The 20,347-nt window shown below is 68.5% G+C and carries 8 protein-coding genes; 6 read left to right on the top strand and 2 right to left on the bottom strand.

From position 1 onward, the window contains the following. Position 1 precedes the first annotated feature (1 nt). Entirely contained in the window at positions 2–1,270 is a 1,269-nt protein-coding gene (gene tviB / locus FOF45_RS12955) for a Vi polysaccharide biosynthesis UDP-N-acetylglucosamine C-6 dehydrogenase TviB (protein WP_425481959.1), read from the bottom strand. A gap of 317 nt (positions 1,271–1,587) precedes the next feature. Here tviB and FOF45_RS12960 point away from each other — a divergent pair, with 317 nt between their 5' ends. Then, on the top strand, positions 1,588–2,391 hold the full coding sequence (locus FOF45_RS12960) for a 4'-phosphopantetheinyl transferase family protein (RefSeq protein ID WP_158985501.1): 804 nt from the start codon (positions 1,588–1,590) through the stop codon (positions 2,389–2,391). A 141-nt stretch (positions 2,392–2,532) separates the two neighbouring features. Then, complete coding sequence (locus tag FOF45_RS12965) at positions 2,533–3,927, top strand: TIGR03013 family XrtA/PEP-CTERM system glycosyltransferase (protein ID WP_325063857.1); 1,395 nt, start codon at positions 2,533–2,535, stop codon at positions 3,925–3,927. Between the two features lie 230 nt (positions 3,928–4,157). Here the strand turns inward: FOF45_RS12965 and FOF45_RS12970 are convergent, their stop codons facing one another. Further along, positions 4,158–4,862, bottom strand: a complete 705-nt coding sequence (locus FOF45_RS12970) for a J domain-containing protein (RefSeq protein ID WP_158985503.1) — start codon at positions 4,860–4,862, stop codon at positions 4,158–4,160. A 374-nt stretch (positions 4,863–5,236) separates the two neighbouring features. Here FOF45_RS12970 and FOF45_RS12975 point away from each other — a divergent pair, with 374 nt between their 5' ends. The 4 genes from FOF45_RS12975 to FOF45_RS12990 are packed head-to-tail and all read left to right on the top strand — an operon-like array spanning position 5,237 to position 20,347. Beyond that, positions 5,237–12,559, top strand: coding sequence for a polyketide synthase (locus FOF45_RS12975; RefSeq protein ID WP_158985505.1), 7,323 nt, complete (start codon positions 5,237–5,239; stop codon positions 12,557–12,559). Further along, the gene (locus FOF45_RS12980; RefSeq protein WP_158985507.1) at positions 12,556–18,684 is read left to right on the top strand and encodes a non-ribosomal peptide synthetase; all 6,129 of its coding nucleotides are present in this window, start codon (positions 12,556–12,558) and stop codon (positions 18,682–18,684) included. Before FOF45_RS12975 ends, FOF45_RS12980 begins: the two co-directional genes overlap by 4 nt. Then, the gene (locus FOF45_RS12985; RefSeq protein ID WP_158985509.1) at positions 18,681–19,490 is read left to right on the top strand and encodes an alpha/beta hydrolase family protein; all 810 of its coding nucleotides are present in this window, start codon (positions 18,681–18,683) and stop codon (positions 19,488–19,490) included. The genes FOF45_RS12980 and FOF45_RS12985 overlap by 4 nt, the downstream gene beginning before the upstream one ends. After that, entirely contained in the window at positions 19,487–20,347 is an 861-nt protein-coding gene (locus FOF45_RS12990) for an alpha/beta fold hydrolase (RefSeq protein WP_158985511.1), read from the top strand. The genes FOF45_RS12985 and FOF45_RS12990 overlap by 4 nt, the downstream gene beginning before the upstream one ends.

Consider the following 20,347-nt stretch of genomic DNA (forward strand, 5'->3'; position numbering starts at 1 on the left):
GTCACAGTCGCCCGTCGACTGCATCGCGCGGCAGCACGTACTTGACGTCGTAGACGACCGACGTCGGCTTGCCGAGCGCGCGCACGCCAGTCGCGCCAAGCGCGGCGAACTCGCGATGCGCGACCGCGACGATCACCGCGTCGTATTCGCCCGCCGTCGGCACTGGTGTCGGCTCGATGCCGTACTCGTGCATGGCCTGTCGCGCATCGACCCACGGATCGTGCACATCGACGTTCGCGTTATAGCCCCGTAGTGCCTGCACGATGTCGACCACGCGCGTATTGCGCAGGTCCGGGCAGTTTTCCTTGAACGCGAGGCCGAGGATCAGGATCCGCGCGCGCACCGGATTGATGCCCTTGCGCACCATCAGGCGCACGACTTCGCTGGCGATGTAGGCGCCCATGCCGTCGTTGGTGCGGCGGCCAGCGAGGATCACGTCCGGGTGGTGGCCGATCTCCTGCGCCTTGTGGGTCAGGTAATACGGATCCACGCCGATGCAATGACCACCGACCAGGCCGGGACGGAAGGGCAGGAAATTCCACTTCGTTCCCGCCGCCTGCAGCACTTCCAGCGTGTCGATGCCGAGCTTGTTGAACAGGATCGCCAGGTCGTTGACGAGTGCGATGTTGAGGTCGCGCTGCGTGTTCTCGATGACCTTGGCCGCCTCGGCGACCTTGATCGAACTGGCCTTGTGCGTGCCGGCCTCGATGATCGAACCGTACAGGCGATCGACGAACTCGGCCGCTTCCGGCGTGGAGCCCGAAGTGATCTTGAGGATGCGCGTGAGCCGGTGTTCCTTGTCGCCCGGGTTGATGCGCTCGGGACTGTAGCCGGCGAAGAAATCGCGATTGAACACCAGGCCCGACGCGCGCTCCAGGATCGGCACGCACACTTCCTCGGTGCAGCCGGGATACACCGTCGATTCGTACACGACGACGTCGCCACGCTTGAGTACCTTGCCCAGCGCTTCGCTCGCGCGCGCCAGCGGACCCAGATCCGGACGCTTGGCCGCGTCGATCGGCGTGGGCACGGTGACGATGTAGACGTTGCATCCGCGCAACGTTTCCAGCTCGCTGCTGAAGCGCAGGCGCCGCGCGGAGGCGAGTTCATCGGCGTCGACTTCCAGCGTGCTGTCGCGTCCGGCGCGCAGTTCGTCCACGCGCAGCGCGTTGATGTCGAAGCCCACGGTGTCGTAGCGATGTCCGAACGCCACCGCGAGCGGCAGCCCGACGTAACCCAGCCCGACCACGCCGACACGCGCGGTTTCCAGCAGCGGTGGCGCGAGGGTGTCGCTGGCGCCGTGCGCGGCCGCCTGCGCGTCACGCATCGGCCGATGGACGGCGCGTTCTCCGATATCGGTGGTGTCCATCCGCGGCTCAGTCGAAGTGGTGGCGTTCGAAACGCATGCACGATCCCCTGGCGGAAACCGGATCGGAACGTCCGCCTCGAGACAGGTAAACGCAGCGGCGCGCCCGGACAGGACGCGATGCGCGATTCGCGCAGTGTCTGTCCTGATCCCGATGCCGCCCGCGTTCCAGATCGATGTATCCGTGGCAGTGCCGGCACGGGCCGGACAGGGGCGAGGCAATGGTGGCAGTCGCATGGCGGCAGGACGAACCGGCGTGTCGACTCCACCAGGCCTTTTTCTGCGAGCCGATGGCGGTGGAGCGCTGCACCGTGGCCGTGGTCGAGCTGCGCGAGTGGCAGCCCTGGCTCGATGACGCGTGGGGGCTGCTCGACGCATCCGAACGCCAGCGCGTCAGCCAGCGCCGCATTCCCGCGGATCGCGAAGCGCTTGCACTCACTTACGCGCTGCACCGTCTGTTCGTCGCCAACGCCATCGCGGTTCCGCCGGCGTCGGTGAGCATCGGTCGCGACGCGAACGGCTGTCCCTGGCTTCCCGGTCACGAACTGCACGGCCGCGCCCTCCACACCAGCCTCAGCCATGCCGACGGCGTGGCCGCATTCGCGCTGTGCGCGCGTGGCCCGGTGGGCGTGGACATCGAGGCCGCGTTCCGCGCCGGCGAATTGCCGGGCATCGCCGCCAGCGTCTGCCATCCGTCGGAACTGCAGTCGCTTGCTGGCTTTCCAGAGCCGGCCTACAGCCGTGCCCTGTTGTCGTTGTGGGTGCGCAAGGAGGCGCTGTTGAAGGCCGAAGGGATTGGCCTGGCGCGCGAAATGAACACCTTCCGGGCCAGCGCCGGCGAAACGTTTCCACTCACCGGTCGCACGCGGGATGACACGGCGTGCAGCGTGCGGCTGGCGATGCTCGATATCGGCGAGCGATGGACCGCGGCGGTCGCCACGCCGGGCGATGCCGCGGTCGAATGCCGACACCTGCGCCCGGACGTTGGCCGGATCGCCGACGGCAGGGCGTTACAGGTGTCGTGAGCGCGTCGGGGGGAACGTCATGACCACCGTGACGGAAGACGCGCGGCCCCAGCGGCCAGGATTCCCCGAACCGAGCGAACTGCAGTGTGCCAACCGTGCGCGCGCCGGAATGCGCGCGCACCGAGTCAGGAGTGCGGTCCCATGATGTTCGGCAAGGCGAGCATGAAAAACCGGGCAGCGATGCTGCTGTGGTTGCTGGAACTGTTGCTGGTGATGGCGGCGGTGATCGGCGCGGCGTACCTGCGCTTCATGAACGATCCCGAGGGCCATGAGATCTTCTCTGAGAACATCGCGCTGCGCGCCTTCCTGGTCGGCATGTTCGCGACCACGGCGATGGCGGCGCTGGGCCTGTACGAGGTCCACGTCCGCCTGAACCGCTTCGAATTCGCGCTGCGCCTGCTGGTGTCGTTCGCGATCGGCGGCATCGGCCTGATGGTCCTCTACTACCTGCTGCCGATGGCCTACATCGGTCGCGGTGTCATCGTCATCGCGATGGTGCTGGGCATCGTCGCCATCGGGCTGCTGCGTTTCTGCATGGTGCACCTGGTGCGCGGCGACTTCTTCAGGCGGCGCGTGCTGGTGCTTGGCGCCGGCCACAACGCAGACCTGATCAATACGCGACTGCGCCGCGACAGCGATCGTCGCGCCTTCACGCTGGTCGGCTTCGTGCCGATCCCGGGACAGGAATCGACGGTGCCGGCAGCAATGCAGGTCGCGCCGACGGATGGACTCGCCGCGCTCGCGAACCGGCTGCAGATCAGCGAAGTCGTGGTCGCGCCGGACGAGCGCCGCGGCGGCCTGCCGATGGAGGAGATGCTGACCTGCGTGCAGCGCGGTGTCGCCATGACCGATCTGTCGACGTTCTTCGAACGCGAGGCAGGCATCGTCACGACCAACCTCGTCGATCCGTCATGGTTGGTGTTCTCGGGCGGCTTCGATCACTCCACCTCGCGCTGCTTCAACAAGCGCGGCTTCGACATGCTGGCGGCGTCGCTGTTGTTGCTGCTGACGTGGCCGCTGATGGCGCTGGTGGCCGTGTTGATCCGCCTGGAGTCGAGCGGCCCGATCCTCTACCAGCAGACGCGCATCGGCGAAGGCGGCCGCCCGTTCGAACTGGTGAAATTCCGCAGCATGCGCGTGGACGCCGAAGGCGACGGTGTCGCACGCTGGGCGCAGCGCGGCGACGACCGCACCACGCGTGTTGGGCGCTTCATCCGCCTGACGCGACTGGACGAACTGCCGCAGCTGTTCAACATCCTGCGCGGCGAGATGAGCATCGTCGGCCCGCGCCCGGAGCGTCCTCAGTTCGTCGACATGCTCAGTCGCGAGATCCGCTACTACGCCGTGCGCCACTGCGTGAAGCCGGGCCTGACCGGTTGGGCGCAGCTGCGCTATCCGTACGGCGCGTCGGTGCGCGATGCCGAGGAAAAGCTGAAGTTCGACCTGTTCTACGTGAAGAACCACGGCCTCGTGTTCGACCTGATCATCCTGCTGCAGACGGTCGAGGTGGTGTTGTTCCAGCGCGGGTCCCGGTAGGGCGAAACACGGAAGCTCTCCCCATCGAAGATCGTGAGAAGGTCGACGAAGTCAGACCCGCACGGCAATCGCTCCCCCCTCTCCCCTTGCGGGAGAGGGCAAGGGGAGAGGGCAAGGGTGCCGGGAGCTCCGGCGCATCGCATGTCCACCCCTCTCCCTGGCGCTTCGCGCCTGTCCCTCTCCCGCAAGGGGAGAGGGGGCAATCGCGGGAGGGTCGTGTGATGCGCCCATCACGGCTCCAACACTTCTTCCTCTTCATGCACCGGCCGCGGCGTCGGTGTCATCAGGCGGTTCGGCGGCACGCTGGCCCAGTCGACCACGTGTCCGTCCTCGAAGCGCACCCACGACGACCCGTAGTTCCAGACGCCGTCCTGCACGCGTTCGGGTTGCCCCTGGATCGTGATGACCGAAGCCTCTTCCATGCCTAGTTCCAGTCGCGGCGCATCCGGCGCGGCCTCGGCGACAGCGCCGCCGCCGTCCTGGTGGGACGGTGCACTCGTCTCCGACCAGTGCAGCACGACCATGATCACCACCAGCGCGAGAATGCTTAGCGTGGCGATGCGCGACATCGGGCGCGTCTGTTCCGCGCGCGTGGCGAGTGACCGCGCACGCGTGCCGGAACCTTCGTCGGGCGCACGCTGCGTCGGCGGTACGTATGCAGTGCCGAAACCGCCCGTGCTCGCAGGCGCTGGCGCGGGCCCGCGTTGGACCGCGCCGGGCAGGCGGCCGTGGATGCGGTGGAAGCGGATCGCACCCGAGTACAGCGCGGTGAGTTCGGTGAGCGCGCGATGCGCGTCGCTGGACGAATCCTGTTCGAGATGACGATCGGGGTGGAGTTCGCCCACGCGCACGCGGTACGCGCGCTTGAGGTCTTCGAGGCTGCAGTCCGGATGCAGCCCGAGCTGCAGGTACAGAAGCGCGAAGTCCTGGCTCATGGGGCCCCCTTGTCGCGCCCATCCTAGCGTGAGTCCCGCGCGCCCGCATCGTCGCCGCGATGGCCGTTGTCGAAGGCGCTAAGCGTTTGGATGGGATGAGAGGGGCAGGGATCGGCCGGACGGCGGTGCGCATCGGCCATGCCGTACACGCGGGGTGAGCGATGTCGTGGGTGTTCGACCAGTGCAGGGCCCAGGTTCGGACCATCTCCGGTCCGACGAGTGGTCGACGCGACACCCGAACCAGCCGCGCCCAATGACGCGACGTAGCGACCGGACACCCGGCCCGACGCCTTCGACAGGCGATGCGGTGCAGGTGGAAACGTGGCCGCGGCCGACGGCGTGATGCGTCGACGGCCGACCGAAGGAGCAAGTGGATGAGCACGCGGTTGGAAGCGAAACAGGACAAGCACGCGGCCGCTCCGGCGCCAGCGATCGACTCGGCACTGCTGGACGTGCTGCCGCAGCACGCGGGCGATGATGATGGCACGCAGTCGTTCGCACTCGATGCGAACACCGCCGCTGCGTTGCGCGCGACTGGCGTCGATGCATCCGGCCTCATGGCGGTTGCGCTCGCCATCGTCGAATCGCGCCTGTGCGGTGCAGTCGATGTGCTCGTCACCCACGTGGCCGGTGGAAACATCGCCCAGCAGCGCATCGCGCTCGGCAACGAACATACGCTCGCGCTCGCAGCGCAGCTGTCGTCCGCCAGCGGTGCGCTGCAGCCGGCGGTGTGGGCCGCACTCGACACCGACGGGATTCCCGCCGAAGTCGCCTCGTCCTGGCATCTTGTCCTCGACGACGATGCCCGCATCGACGTGGAATACCGTGAACCACTGACCGCCGCGAGCGTGGCGGTGCTCGGCGAATGCGCGCGGCGCGCGCTGACTGCCATCGCGCAGTCACCCGGCGCCATCGGCGCCGATATCGACGTGCTCGATCCGGCCGACCGCGAACGCCAGCTGCGTGAGTGGGGAGTAGCACCACCTGCGCGCACGACGTTCGACACCGTGCACGACTGCTTCGCGCAGGCGCGCGACCGCTGGCCCGATTCCCTCGCCATCGTGCACAACGAAGACTCGGTGACCTACACCGAACTCGACCATCGCGCCGCATCACTCGCCACGCGCCTGCGCGCGGCGGGCGTCGGCGTTGGCGACATCGTGGGCGTGGCGATTCCGCGCTCGCTGGCGGCACTGGTCGCGATGCTCGGCGTGATCAAGGCCGGCGCGGCGTACCTGCCGCTCGATCCGACGCTGCCCGCGGACCGCCTGGCGTTCATGGCGCAAGACGCGTCGATCCGTGCGGTGATCATCGACGGCGCCCGCGACGTGGCGGTGCCGGCGCAGTATCCGCGCGTTGCGGTCGATGGCGACGACGCGCCGGGAACTCCTGCCGAAGGAATCGACGGCGACAGCCTTGCCTACGTGCTGTTCACGTCCGGATCGACCGGCGTGCCGAAGGGCGTGGAAGTCCGCCAACGCTCGCTCGTGCGCCGGCTGCACGGCATCGATTACGTCACGCTTGATGCGCAGACGCGCATGCTGCACTCGGCGCCGCTGGGTTTCGACATCTCCGGGCTGGAGATCTGGGGCACGCTGTTCAACGGCGGCACGATCGTCGTGCATGACGAAACCGTGCCGACCGCCGCGCGCCTGCGCGCGACGGTGGAGCGCCACGCCGCGAACGCCGGCATCATGGCGGTGGCGTTGTTCAACGCCATCGTCGACGAGGATGCGCACATCTTCGCCGGGCTGCGCGACATCATCATCGGCGGCGAATCGCTGTCGGTCGATCACGTGCGCCGCATGCAGGCGATCGCGCCGGAGCTGCGCATCCACAACGGCTACGGTCCGACAGAGTGCACGATCATGTGCACGTCCTATGAGATCCCGCGCGATCTCGCCGCCGACACCACCTGCATCCCGATCGGACGCACCCTGCAGGACGCGAGCGCCTATGTGCTCAATCGTCGCCTGCAGCCGGTGCCGGCCGGCGTCATCGGCGAACTCTGCGTGGGCGGCGTCGGCGTCGCCCGTGGCTACCTGCAGCGTCCCGAGCTCAACGCCGAGCGCTTCGTCGCCAATCCCTTCGTCACGGAACCGGACATCCTCTATCGCACCGGAGACTACGTGCGCTATCGCCAGGATGGGCAACTGGAATTCGTCGGTCGCACCGATGCGCAGGTGAAGATCCGCGGTTACCGCATCGAGCTGACAGAAATCGAGGCCGTGCTCGCGCGTCATCCCGCAGTGGCGTCGTGCACGGTCGTCGCGCGAGCCGATTTCCCCGGCGAGAAGCGGCTGGTCGCGTACTACGTGCCGACGGTGGTCGAAGCGGGCGCGACACAGCTGCGCGCGCACCTTGCCGCAGCGCTTCCTGCCTTCATGGTGCCCACGCGTTACGTCTGCCTGCTGGATGAGCTGCCGCTGACCGCCAATGGCAAGGTCGATCGCCGAGCACTGCCGGCGCCGGACCGCAGCCGACCCGAACTCACCTGCGACTACGCCGCGCCGGCGACGCCGCTCGAAGCACGCCTGTGCGATGCGTTCGGCTCGCTGCTCGACGTCGAAGGCGTGGGTCGCGACGACAACTTCTTCGAACTGGGCGGCAGCTCGCTGCTCGCGGTGCGCCTGGCCGAACACATCCGCAACGAAGGCTGGCAGTCCGGATCGCCCGATCGTCCCCGCGTCGCAGCGCCGACCATCTTCCAGCACCCGACGCCTGCGCGTCTGGCCGCTGTGCTGGACGGCGACACGGCCGCGAATGCATCGCGGACCGCGCGTCGCAACGTGTCCGACATCGTGCGCGAACCCATCGCGATTATCGCGATGGCCGGCCGTTTCCCGGGTGCCGACGACGTCGAGGGCTTCTGGAACAACCTCTGCGAAGGCCGCGACTCGATCACCAAGTTCCGCATCGACGAGCTGGATCCGTCGATCGGCGCGTCCGATCGCAATGACCCTTCGTACGTCGCCGCGCGTGGTGTGATCGAGGGCGTGGAACTGTTCGACGCCGCGTTCTTCGGCATCGGTCCGCGCGAGGCGGAGCTGATGGACCCGCAGCAGCGCATCTTCCTGGAACTGTGCTGGGAATGCCTGGAACGCGGCGGCCACGTGCCCGACGCGACGGCCACTGCGGATGGCACGAACATCACCGGCATCTTCGCCGGCATGAACAACGCGACGTACTTCCAGCGCCATGCGTCCGTGCATCCGGAACTGGTGAACCGCGTCGGCGCACTGCAGGTGATGCTCGGCAACGAGAAGGATTACATCGCCACGCGCGTGGCGCACAAGCTCAACCTCACCGGTCCCGCGGTCAGCGTGCACAACGCGTGCTCGACCTCGCTGGTGGCGATCGCGCAGGCAGCTGAGAGCCTGCAGTCCGGGCTGTGCGACATGGCGCTGGCCGGCGGCATCGCGGTGACGTGCCCGCCGCGCAGCGGGTATCTGTACCAGGAAGGTTCGATGCTGTCGCCCGACGGGCATACGCGTACGTTCGATGCGCAGGCCAAGGGCACGGTGTTCGGCGACGGCGCGGCGGTCGTGCTGCTCAAGCGGCTGTCCGATGCGATCGCCGATGGCAACACGGTGTACGCGGTGATCCGCGGCGCCGCGCTCAACAACGACGGCGCCAACCGCGCCAGCTTCACCGCACCGAGCAGTGAAGGGCAGGCGGCGGTGATCGCGCTGGCGCACGACAAGGCCGGCGTCGATCCGCGCAGCATCGGCTACGTCGAAGCGCACGGCACGGCGACGCCGCTCGGCGATCCCATCGAGATCGAAGGCCTGACGCGCGCATTCCGTCGCGGCACGCAGGACACCGGCTTCTGCCGCATCGGCTCGCTCAAGAGCAACGTCGGCCACCTCGTCACCGCAGCCGGCGCCGCGGGCGTGATCAAGACCGCGCTGGCGCTCCACGAGAAGCGCATCCCGGCCAGCATCCATTTCGAATCGCCGAATCCGTCGATCGACTTCGCTGCGTCGCCGTTCGTCGTCAACGCACGCATGAGCGCGTGGGACAGCGATGGCGCACCGCGTCGCGCGGGCGTGAGTTCGTTCGGCCTGGGCGGCACCAATGCGCATGCGGTGCTCGAGGAAGCGCCGTTGCTGCCTGCGTCAGATGCGGGCGACGGCGCGCAGCTTCTCGTGCTGTCGGCGCGCACGCCGGCCGCGCTGGGCAACGCGGTGAACCGGCTGGTCGATCATCTCGAAACGAACCCGCACGAGAACCTCGCCGACGTGGCGTGGACGCTCGCGGTCGGACGCAAGGCCTTCTCGCACCGCATCGCGGTAGCGGCGGACGACGTGGCCAATGCGATCGAAACGCTGCGCGCACCCGACACGCAGGCCGAGGCCGCGCGAAGCCGTCCCACGCGCGCGGGCGAAGTCGTGTTCATGTTCCCGGGACAGGGCGCAACCTATGCCGGCATGGGTCGCGGGCTGTACGCGAGCGAAGCCGTGTTCCGCGACGCCGTGGACGAATGCGCGACAGTGCTCGGAACCGAGCTCGGCTTCGACCTGCGCGAGGTCATGTTTGGCGACGACGCGCAGGCGCTGTTGCCGACCTCGGTGATGCAGCCGGCGACGTTCGTGATCGAGTACGCGCTGTCGCGGCTGTGGATGAGCCGTGGCATCGATCCGGCCGTGATGATCGGCCACAGCGTGGGCGAGTTCGTTGCCGCCACGCTGGCCGGCGTGTTCGAACTGGGCGATGCACTGCGGCTGGTCGCGCGTCGCGGTGCGCTGATGCAGGCGCAGCCGCCGGGCGCGATGCTCTCGGTCCGGCTGCCCGCGCAGAAGGTGCTCGAGCGCCTGCCGCAGGGCCTCTCACTGGCTGCGGAGAACTCGCCGCTGGCTTGCGTGGTGGCCGGTCCGGCGGACGACGTGGCGGCGTTCCAGGCGCAGCTGGAAGGCGAGGGCATCGCCTGCCGCGCGTTGCGGACCTCGCATGCGTTCCACTCCGCGATGATGGAGCCGGTCGTCGCGCCCTTCCGCGAGGCGGTCGCCGCGGTGCGCCTGAACGCGCCGACGCGCCGCATCGTCTCCACCGTCACCGGCGATTGGCTCGACGACGCCTCCGCCACCTCGCCCGATTACTGGGCCCGACACCTGCGCGAGCCGGTGCGCTTCGCGCCCGCGCTGCAGTGCCTGCTCGACGTGCCCACGCGCGTGCTGCTGGAAGTCGGCCCGCGCGCGACCCTCAACGCGCTCGCGCGCCAGCAGCCTGACGTGCAGAAGCAGCGCATGGCCGTGGTCGCCACGTTGGCCGACAACCCGGCCAGCGAGCGCCGCGACGTGCTTGCCGCCGCCGGTCGCCTGTGGAGCACCGGCGTGGCGATCGATCCGGCGGCCTTCGACCGCCGCGCGATCCGCCATCGCCTGCGCCTGCCGACCTATCCGTTCGAGCGACAACGTTATTGGGTTGAGGCCATCGCGGCGGCCGCGTCGAACGTGATCCCGCATCCGGCCGTCGCGGCCACCGCCAGAACAACGACCGTATTGGAGACCGTCATGCCGCAGTCCACGCCCTCGACCGCCGTCGCCGTCCCGACCGCCGCTACCGCCGCTCCCGGCCGTCGTGAGCGTCTCGTCGGGCAACTGCGTGGCCTGTTCGAGAACGTCGCCGGCTTCGACATGGCCGATGCCGACGTCGACACCAACTTCATCGAACTCGGGCTGGACAGCCTGATGCTCACCCAGGTCGCGGTGCAGTTGCAGAAGACCTTCGAGGTGCCGGTCGGATTCCGCCAGCTGATGGGCGACTGCTCCAGCCTGGACCGCCTCGCGGCGATGCTCGACGAGGCGATGCCGGCCGAAGCCGCGCCGGCGCCCGTGGCGGCCGTCGTCGCTCCGGTCGCCGTCGCGCCGCCGGTCGCTGTGGCCGCGCCCATCGCGATGCCCGCGCTCGACGGCGGCAACGATTTCACCCGCCAGGTGATCGCCCAGCAGATGCAGCTGATGGCGCAGCAGCTCGCGTTGCTGTCCGGTGGCGCAGTGGCCGCGCCCGCGCCGGTCGTCGCGCCGGCGCCTGTGGCGGTGGCTGCTCCGGCACCCGCGCCGGCGCCCGTCGCTGCACCGCAGCCGGTCGCAGTCGCGCCCGCGAAGCCCGCCGAAGGCGAGGAAGACACCGGCGCGGTCCAGCAGAAGTACGACGTCAAGAAGGCCTTCGGTGCGATCGCGCGCATCGACAACAACGCCGACCTCGAACTCACGCCGCAGCAGAAGACGCGGCTGGACGCTTTCTTCGACCGCTACATCGCGCGCACGCGCAAGTCGAAGGAGTACACCCAGCAGCATCGCGACCGCCTCGCCGATCCGCGTGTGGTCAACGGCTTCCGTCCGCTGACCAAGGAGATCGTCTACCAGATCGTGGTGGAGCGTTCGAAGGGCTCGCGCGTGATCGACCTGGACGGCAACGAGTATGTCGATGCGCTCAACGGCTTCGGCATGAGCCTGTTCGGCTGGCAGCCCGACTTCGTCCTCGACGCCGTGCGCGAGCAGCTCGACAAGGGCTACGAGATCGGACCGCAGCATCCCGTCGCCGGCGAAGTCGCCGACCTGGTGTGCGAGCTGACCGGGCACGAGCGCGCCGCGTTGTGCAACACCGGTTCCGAAGCAGTGCTTGGCGCATTGCGTGTCGCGCGCACCGTGACCGCGCGAAGCACGGTGGTGCTGTTCACCGGTTCCTACCACGGCATCGTCGATGAAGTGATCGTGCGCGGCACCAAGTCGCTGCGTGCGGTGCCGGCCGCGCCGGGCATCCTGCGCAACACCGCCGAGAACGTGCTGGTGCTCGACTACGGCACGCCCGAATCGATGGAGATCATCCGTTCGCGCGCGAAGGAGATCGCCGCGGTGCTGGTCGAGCCGGTGCAGAGTCGGCGTCTGGACTTCCGCCCGGTGGAATTCCTGAAGGAACTGCGCGAGGTGACGCGCGACAACGGCGCGCTGCTGATCTTCGACGAGGTGGTCACGGGCTTCCGCTCCAATCCGGGCGGCGTGCAGGCCATCTTCGGCATCAAGGCCGACCTCGCGACTTACGGCAAGGTCGTCGGCGGCGGCTTCCCGATCGGCGTGATCGCCGGCAAGCGCGAGTACATGGACGCGCTCGACGGAGGCCATTGGCAGTACGGCGACGATTCGGTCCCGACGGTGGGCGTGACGTACTTCGCCGGCACCTTCGTGCGCCATCCGCTCGCGCTGGTCGCGGCGAAGGCAGTGCTTGAACACTTCAAGCGCGATGGCGGCGAGCTGCAGAAGCGTCTTAACGCCAACGCCGAAGCATTGGCTAACGACATCAACGCCTATTGCGCGGACGTCGGCGCACCGGTTTCGGTCAAGCAGTTCGCCTCGGCGTGGAAGACCCACTGGCACGAGAACCATCCGCTGCAGGACCTGCTGTTCGCACTGATGCGCCTGCGCGGAATCCACATCCTCGACAATTTCCCGTGCTTCATCACCACCGCGCACAGCGATGAGGACCTCGCACGCATCGCCACGGCGTTCAAGGAATCGGTCGCGGAACTGCAGGACATGGAGCTGCTGCCGCGCCACGCCGCGACGCCGCGCACGGTGATGGATGCGAGCAAGCCGGTCGTGCCGGGCGCGCGCCTCGGGCGTGAACCGGACGGCACGCCAGCCTGGTTCGTTCCCAATCCGGAGCAGCCCGGCAAGTACATGAAGGTGAGCGCATGAATGCAATGGTGCTGGACAAGGCCGGCGGCGCCAGTACGACGGTCGACTACGATCCCTTCGCCGACGGTCCGTTGTCGCGCGTCGCGCCGACCACCGAACCGCAGCGCGAGGTATGGCTGGCCGACCGGCTCGGGCGCGATGCCTCGCTGGCGTACAACGAGTCGATCTCGCTGGACTTCCGCGGCCCGCTCGACGTGGCCGCGCTGCGTTCCGCGCTGAACGCGCTGGTCGGACGTCACGACATCCTGCGCGCGAACTTCGGCCCGGACGGCAAGACGCTGTGCGTCGGCGATGCGCGCGATATCGAGCTGCCGCTGATCGACCTGTCCGCGCTCGACGCCGACACGCGCGCGCAACGCATCGCCGCGCACGCGCGCGAGGTGGTGGAAGCACCGTTCGATCTCGACCACGGCTCGCTGCTGCGCAGCGAGCTTCTGCGCCTGTCCGCCAACGAACACCTGCTTGTGCTCACCGCGCATCACATCGTCTGCGACGGCTGGTCGTGGTGGGTGATCGTGCGTGAGCTCGGCACGCTGTACACGCAGGCGCTGGGTCAGCAGGCCGCGCCGCTGCCGGCGGCGGAATCGTTCGCCGATTACGCGCTGGCCGAAGCCGAGCACCCGCACGGCGCGGCCTTCCGCGCCGACGAGGCCTACTGGCTGCAGCGCTTCGCCGACAGCGGCCCGATCCTCGACCTGCCCACCGATCGCGCGCGACCGTCGCGTCGTACGTTCCCGTCGGTGCGCGAGGATCATCTGCTCGACAACGACCTCGTCGCCGCGATCCGCCGCCTCGGCGCGCGGCAAGGCGCGAGCCTGTTCGCGACGCTGCTCGCCGGTTTCGCCGGCCTGCTGTCGCGCCTGACTTCGCAGAACGACGTGGTCATCGGGATTCCCGCCGCGGGCCAGTCGGTGGACGGCCACGACCATCTGGTCGGCCATTGCGTGAACCTGCTGCCGCTGCGCTTCGAACTGGATCCGTCGCAGCCGTTCGAACTCGCACTCACGCAGGCGCAGTCCACGCTGCTCGATTCGATCGAGCACCAGCGCTACACCTTCGGCACGCTGCTCAAGAAGCTGCCGCTGCAGCGCGATCCCGCGCGCCTGCCGCTGTGCAGCGTGATGTTCAACATCGACCAGGCGATGGACCAGGAGAGCACCGGCTTCCACGGCCTGGGCATGCGCCTGATCACCAATCCGCGCAGCTACGAGAACTTCGAACTGTTCGTCAACGCGGTACAGGTGCAGGGCGGCATGCGCCTGGAGTGCCAGTACAACACCGACCTGTTCGACAACGCGACGATCCGCCGCTGGATGGCCGCGTACGAAACCCTGCTGCGCGCGGCCGTCGCGCGCCCGGACCTCGCGTTCGGTCGTCTGTCGGTGGTGTCGGAGGACGCGCGTGCGGAACTGGTCGCGCTGCAGCCCGAAGCGACGCCGTTCGATCGCGAATGCCGCATGCACGAGTCGTTCGAGCGCCAGTGCGACCGTACGCCGGATCGCATCGCGGTCGAGTTCAATGGCGAGTCCGTGCGCTACGACGCGCTGGAGGCGCGCGCCAACCGCATCGCGCATTTGCTGCGCGCACGCGGCGTGCATCGCGGCACGCTGGTCGGGCTGGTGCTCGATCGCGGCGTGGACATGCTCGCAGGCCTGCTGGGCGTGCTCAAGGCCGGCGCGGGCTACGTTCCACTCGATCCCAATTTCCCCGCCGAGCGCCTGGCCTACATGGCTGGCGACGCGGGCCTGGCCGCTTTGCTGACGACCAGCAAGCATGCCGGTCACTTCGACCTGCGCGGCCGTCCGGTGCTGTCGCTCGACGAACTGGACGACGAACTCGCCGCGCAGCCGGCCACGCGCATCGGTCGCGACGACGGCGCGGCGCAGGCCGAATCGGTCGCCTATGTCATCTACACCTCCGGCTCCACCGGCCGTCCGAAGGGCGTGCAGGTGCCGCACCGCGCGGTCAGCAACTTCCTTGTCAGCATGGCGCGCGAACCGGGGCTTGGCGCGGACGATCGACTGGTCGCGGTGACCACGCTGTCGTTCGACATCGCGGTACTCGAACTGCTGCTGCCTCTGAGCGTGGGCGCGCGGATCGTGCTGGCCGACCGGATCACCGCCGCCGACGGTGTCGCGCTGAAGGCGCTGATCGCCAGCAGCGGTGCGACCGTGATGCAGGCGACGCCGGCCTCGTGGCGGTTGCTGCTCGACGCGGACTGGAAGGGCGATGCGACGTTCAAGATCCTGTGCGGCGGCGAAGCGCTGCCGCAGGATCTCGCCGCGCAGCTGCTGCAGCGCTGCAGTTCGCTGTGGAACGTGTATGGCCCGACCGAGACGACCGTGTGGTCGACCTGCTCGCGCGTGGTCGCGGCGGAGGCGGGGAAGAACCTCGACATCAACATCGGCCGTCCGATCGCGAACACGCAGGTGTGGATCCTCGATCCGCGCGGCGAGCTGTGCCCGCTCGGCGTGCCGGGCGAAATCTGGATCGGTGGCGACGGCGTCACCCAGGGCTACCTCAATCGTCCCGAACTGACCTCCGAGCGTTTCGTCGACGATCCGTTCTCGAGCGCGAATGGTGCACTGCTGTATCGCACCGGCGACCGTGGCCGCTGGCGCGCCGATGGCGTGCTAGAACACCAGGGGCGCCTGGATTTCCAGGTGAAGGTGCGCGGCTACCGCATCGAACTGGGCGAGATCGAAGCGCTGCTCGCGGCGCATGCGCAGGTCGCGCGCACCGTCGTGGTCGCGCGCGAGGATCGTCCGGGCGACGTGCGCCTCGTGGCGTACGTGGTGGCCGAGCGCGGTGCATCGCTCGACGATGCGGCGCTGGCGTCGTACCTGAAGGGGTCGCTGCCGGACTACATGATCCCGCAGCACATCATGTTCCTCGACGAGATCCCGCTGCTTCCCAACGGCAAGATCGACCGCAAGTCGCTGCCGGTGCCGGACATGGCGGTCAAGCTGGCGGGCGAACGCGTCGCGCCGCGCAACGCGCTGGAGCGCACCATCGCCGACGCGATGGCGCAGGTGCTCGGCGTGGCGGAAGTGGGCGTGGACGATGATTTCTTCTCGCTCGGCGGCCACTCGCTGCTAGCCGCGCAGCTGACCTCGCGCATCAACAAGGAGCTGGGCATCGCGCTGTCGCTGCGTGCGCTGTTCGACGGCCCGACCGTCGCGAAGCTCGCGCGCATGGTGCAGGGCATCGATGGCGAGGCCGTGCCCAAGCGCGAGCCGATCAAGCCGCTCGCCGACCGCACGCGCGGGCCGATGTCGGTGATGCAGGAGCGCCTGTACCTGCTGGAACAGTTCAATCCCGGCCAGATCACCTACAACACGCCCAGTGCGCATCGCCTGCGTGGACCGTTGCAGCTGGACGCGTTCCAGAGTGCGATCGACGCGATGGTCCAGCGCCAGAGCGTGTTGCGCACGACCATCGGCCTGGTCGATGGCGAGCCGATGCAGATCGTGCACGACGTGGTCGATGTCGACATCACCGACGTCGTCGACGTCAGTCACCTGCCCAGGGACGAACGCGAAGCGGAAGTCTCGCGCCGCATGGACGCGCTGATCCAGACGCCGTTCGAGCTCGACCGCGCGCCGCTGATCAAGTCGCGGCTGTTCCGGCTTGGGCCGGAAGAGCACGTATGGTTCTTCATGACCCACCACCTGATCTGGGACGGCTGGTCGTTCGACCTGATGTACACCGACATGGCCGAGCTGTACGCCGCGCAGCTGGAAGGCCGCGAAGCGAAGCTGCCCGAGCTGACGGTGTCGTATGCGGATTTCTCGGCCTGGCACCACGAATGGCTGCAGGGGCCGGAGTACGCGAAGCAGCTTGCGTTCTGGCGCGAGCGCCTCGGTGGCGCGGGGCAGGGCGTGGAAGCGCTGCCGACCGACATGCCGCGTCGTCCGGGCATGTCCGGGCGCGGTGTGACGCATCGCATCGTGGTCGCGCAGGACGTGACCAGTGCGCTGCACGACACCGCCAAGCAGGTCGACGCGACGCTGTACATGGTGCTGCTGACCGCGTACTTCGCGCTGATCAGTCGCACGTCCGGCCTGCGCGAACTGATCCTCGGCACGCCGGTGCGTGGCCGCAACACGGCCGAGGTGGAGAACCTGATGGGGTACTTCACCAGCCTGTTGCCGCTGCGCATGGATATCGATCCGTCGATGACCTTCGCAGAAGCCGTGAAGAAGGTGAAGGATGTGGTGCTCGACAGCTTCGCGCATCCGGACATCCGCCTGGAGGATCTGGTGCGCGAGTTGAGCGTGCGCAGTCGCGAAGGCGGCGCGGTGCTCTACCACGCGCTGTTCTCGTTCCAGGACATCCGCCAGCGCGTGTGCGACTGGGGTCCGCTCACGCACGAGCGCTATCCGGTGTTCCAGACCGCGTCCACGCAGGACCTGGGCCTGTGGTTTGTCGAGCAGGACACGGGCCTGTCCGGCGGTTTCATCTACAACGCCGACATCTTCCTCGACGAGACCGCGGCGCTGCTTCGCGACCGTTACGTCGCCGTGCTCAAGGCGCTGGGCCGCGATCCGTCGCTCACGCTGGAACAGATCACGCAGTTCGATGATGGCCAGCCGCTGCAGTTCGGTCGCAGCATCGACGAGGTGCCGGTCGCATCCACGCCGGAAGCGGTCGCGCTGCGCGCCGATGATGCGCTGGGCGACGAGCTCGATCCGCTCGGCACGAAGCTGCTCGAGATCTGGCGCGACCTGCTGCGCAATCCGGCGATCGGCCCGGACGATGACTTCTTCTCGCTCGGGGGACATTCGTTGCAGGCGGTGCAGATGTTCCACCGCTTCAACCGCGAGACCGGCATCAACCTGCCCCTGGCGACGCTGCTGACCGCGCGCACCGTGCGCGCGCTCGCGTACGAGTACCACCGCGCTGGTGCCGATTCCGAGTCGCACGACGACGAAGCGCGCCCGGATCCGTGGGCGCCGCTGGTGGCGATCCGCCCGCAGGGCGAGCAGCTTCCGCTGTTCCTGGTGCATGCGGTCGGCGGCAACGTGCTCAACTACCGGCCGCTCGCCGACGCGATGCCCGCGGGCATCCCGGTGTACGGCCTGCAGGCGCTGGGGCTCGATGGACGCACCGCGCCGATCGACAGCGTCGAGAAGATGGCCGAACGCTACGTGCGCGAGATCCGTGCCGTGCAGCCGCACGGTCCGTACCACCTCGCGGGCGGTTCGATGGGCGGCATCATCGCCTACGAGATGGCGCAGCAACTGGCCGACGCGGGCGAGACGGTCGGTCTGCTCGGCCTGGTCGATACCTCGGCGGAGTTCGGCATCCGTTATCGCGACGAAGCACGGCGTGGACTGTCCGCGCGCGTGCAGCGGCTGCGCCGGCGCATGCAGGGACAGTCGCTGGGCGAGCGCATCGCCACCATCGGCGGTGTGGTCAATGGACGCTTGCAGGCGCGTCAGATGCGCCAGCAGGCCGATCAGGCGCGTGAGGCCGGTGAGGCGTTGCCGCACAACGTGCGCTACGCGGAGCTCGAAGCCACGCACATGCGCGCGTACGTGAAGTACGTGGTGCGTCCTTACCCGCATTCGATGGTGCTGTTCCGCGCTGCCGAACAGCCGCCGGAACTGCGCGACAAGCCGTCGCTGGGCTGGGAGCACATGGTCGGCGGCGTCGAAGTGGTGTCGATCCCGGGCGATCACCGCGTGATGATCGAATCCCCCGCGCTGGTGACCAAGCTGAGCGCGGCGATCCTGCGCGCGCAAGGGCGCGAGGAAGCGCAGGAAGCGGCATGGAACGCGCCGCAGGCCGACATCGAGGACGCGCAGGCGGTGCAGGGCGATGATCCGCGTGCGACCTACCTGCGTGCGCTGTGGAAGGAGTTGCTGGGCGTGGACGTTACCCCGGACGACAACTTCTTCGACCTCGGCGGAAACTCCATGCTCGCCGTGCAGATGTCCAGTCGTGTCGCGAAGGACACCGGCGTTCGCATCCAGCTGATGCGCCTGGCGGCACAGAACCTCGCGCAGATCGCCGCGGACCTGCCCGTGCAGTTCAGCCGCGAGGAGAAGCCGAGCGGTGTCGGTGCGCGGATGGCGCGGCAGATGAAGCGCCTGCTGCGCACGCCGGGGACGGTGGAATGAGCGCGCCGTTCTTCTTCGGCGAACACGGCCGCACGCTGTTCGGGTTGTTGCACGGACCCGCGGACGACGCGGTCGAGCCGGCGAGTGGCCTGCTGCTGTGTGCGCCGCTGCTGCAGGACGGCATCCGCAGCCATCGCGCGATGTGGGCCCTCGGCGAAGCGGTGGGGCACTTCGGCATTCCGACGCTGACCTTCGACTGGTACGGAACCGGTGATTCGGCCGGTGAGGACCGCGAGCTTAGTGTTCCGGGCATGCTTGCCGATCTCGACACCGCTGCCGCGGCATTGCGCCAGCGTGGCGGTTCACCGCAGCTGCAATGGCTGGGCCTGCGCAGCGCGGCGATCCCGCTGCTCGCGTACCTGGCGCAGCAGCGTAACGCGGTCGATGTGGTGTTGTGGGATCCGCAACTCGACGGACGCCGGCTGGTCGATGGCTGGCGTGAACAGCATCGCCAGCAACTCCACGAAAGCGGTCGCTACGTCAACGCGAAGCATGAAGCCGATGCGGACGATCTGCTCGGATTCGCGGTGGAGCCATCGCTGCTCGCCGAGCTCGCCGTGATCGATGCGACGCGCCTTGTGTTGCCCAGCGGCAGCCGCGTGCGCATGGCGGTGTGGGAAATGGACGAAGAGCTCGACCGCTTCGCCCAGGCGCAGCGCGCCAATGGCGTGTCTGTCGAGGCCGTGCTGCTCGATGAAGGCGAACGTCCCGAATGGAACGTGCCGTCGCGATTCGGTGGACAGGTGTTCCCGCGTCGCGCCGTCGCACAACTGGCGCAGCGCATGACCGCACAGGTGCCGTGGTGAATCTGCAGATCGAGAATCCCGAAGTCGTCGGCGAAGCCGTCGTGGCCGGACTGGCCGACCGCTTCGCCGGACAGGCACACCGCTTCGGCGACGGACTGGTCGGCGTGGTCACGCACGCCGGCCCGTCCGCGTCGAAGACGGGCGTGCTGTTGCTCAACGCGGGCCTGACCCGCCACACCGGTCCGTTCCGCGTGCACGTCGAACTGGCGCGCACACTGGCCGAGCAAGGCTTCCCGGTGCTGCGTTTCGACCAGGGCGGGCTGGGCGACAGCGACATGCCGATCCGCGCCGGCGGTGACCGTCGCCAGCGCGAGATCGACGCCGCGATGCGCCTGCTCGCCGAACAGACCGGCGTCACCCGCTTCGTGCTGTGCGGGCTGTGCTCCGGCGCCGACGACGCGTTCCACATTGCCGCGGCGCATCCGCGCGTGGCGGGCGCGATTCTGCTGGATGGCGTGGCGTATCCGACGCCTGGCTTCTGGCTGCGGCACGCGCTGCCGCGCATCTTCAACGCGGCCAAGGTGCTGCGCTACATCGCCTCGCGCCGCAACGCGGGGCCGTCGCTCGCGGACTTCCGCGATTGGCCCGAACGCGCGCAGGCGCGGCGCATGCTGTCCGACATCGTCGGCCGAGGCGGGCGCCTGCTGTTCGTGTTCACCGGTGGCGCGTACCACTACTTCAACCATCGCGCGCAGCTGGCCGCGTCCCTCGGCCGCGACGCACAGTCGCCGCAGGTGAGCCTGGAGTTCTGGCGCGAGTACGACCACACCTTCTACCTGCGCAAGCACCGTCGCGTGCTGATGGCGCGGATCGTCGCCTGGATGCGCGCCGAGTTCGGTGCCGTGAAGGCCGATTGA

Source organism: Lysobacter panacisoli, from assembly GCF_009765165.1.
GTDB classification, from domain to species: domain Bacteria; phylum Pseudomonadota; class Gammaproteobacteria; order Xanthomonadales; family Xanthomonadaceae; genus Lysobacter_J; species Lysobacter_J panacisoli.

What these genes read in the sequence shown, in the direction of transcription:
- FOF45_RS12960 (WP_158985501.1), top strand. Translation starts at nt 1,588, where the DNA reads ATGGTGGCAGTCGCATGGCGGCAGGACGAACCGGCGTGTCGACTCCAC.
- FOF45_RS12965 (WP_325063857.1), top strand. Translation starts at nt 2,533, where the DNA reads ATGATGTTCGGCAAGGCGAGCATGAAAAACCGGGCAGCGATGCTGCTG.
- FOF45_RS12970 (WP_158985503.1), bottom strand. Translation starts at nt 4,862, where the DNA reads ATGAGCCAGGACTTCGCGCTTCTGTACCTGCAGCTCGGGCTGCATCCG.
- FOF45_RS12975 (WP_158985505.1), top strand. Translation starts at nt 5,237, where the DNA reads ATGAGCACGCGGTTGGAAGCGAAACAGGACAAGCACGCGGCCGCTCCG.
- FOF45_RS12980 (WP_158985507.1), top strand. Translation starts at nt 12,556, where the DNA reads ATGAATGCAATGGTGCTGGACAAGGCCGGCGGCGCCAGTACGACGGTC.
- FOF45_RS12985 (WP_158985509.1), top strand. Translation starts at nt 18,681, where the DNA reads ATGAGCGCGCCGTTCTTCTTCGGCGAACACGGCCGCACGCTGTTCGGG.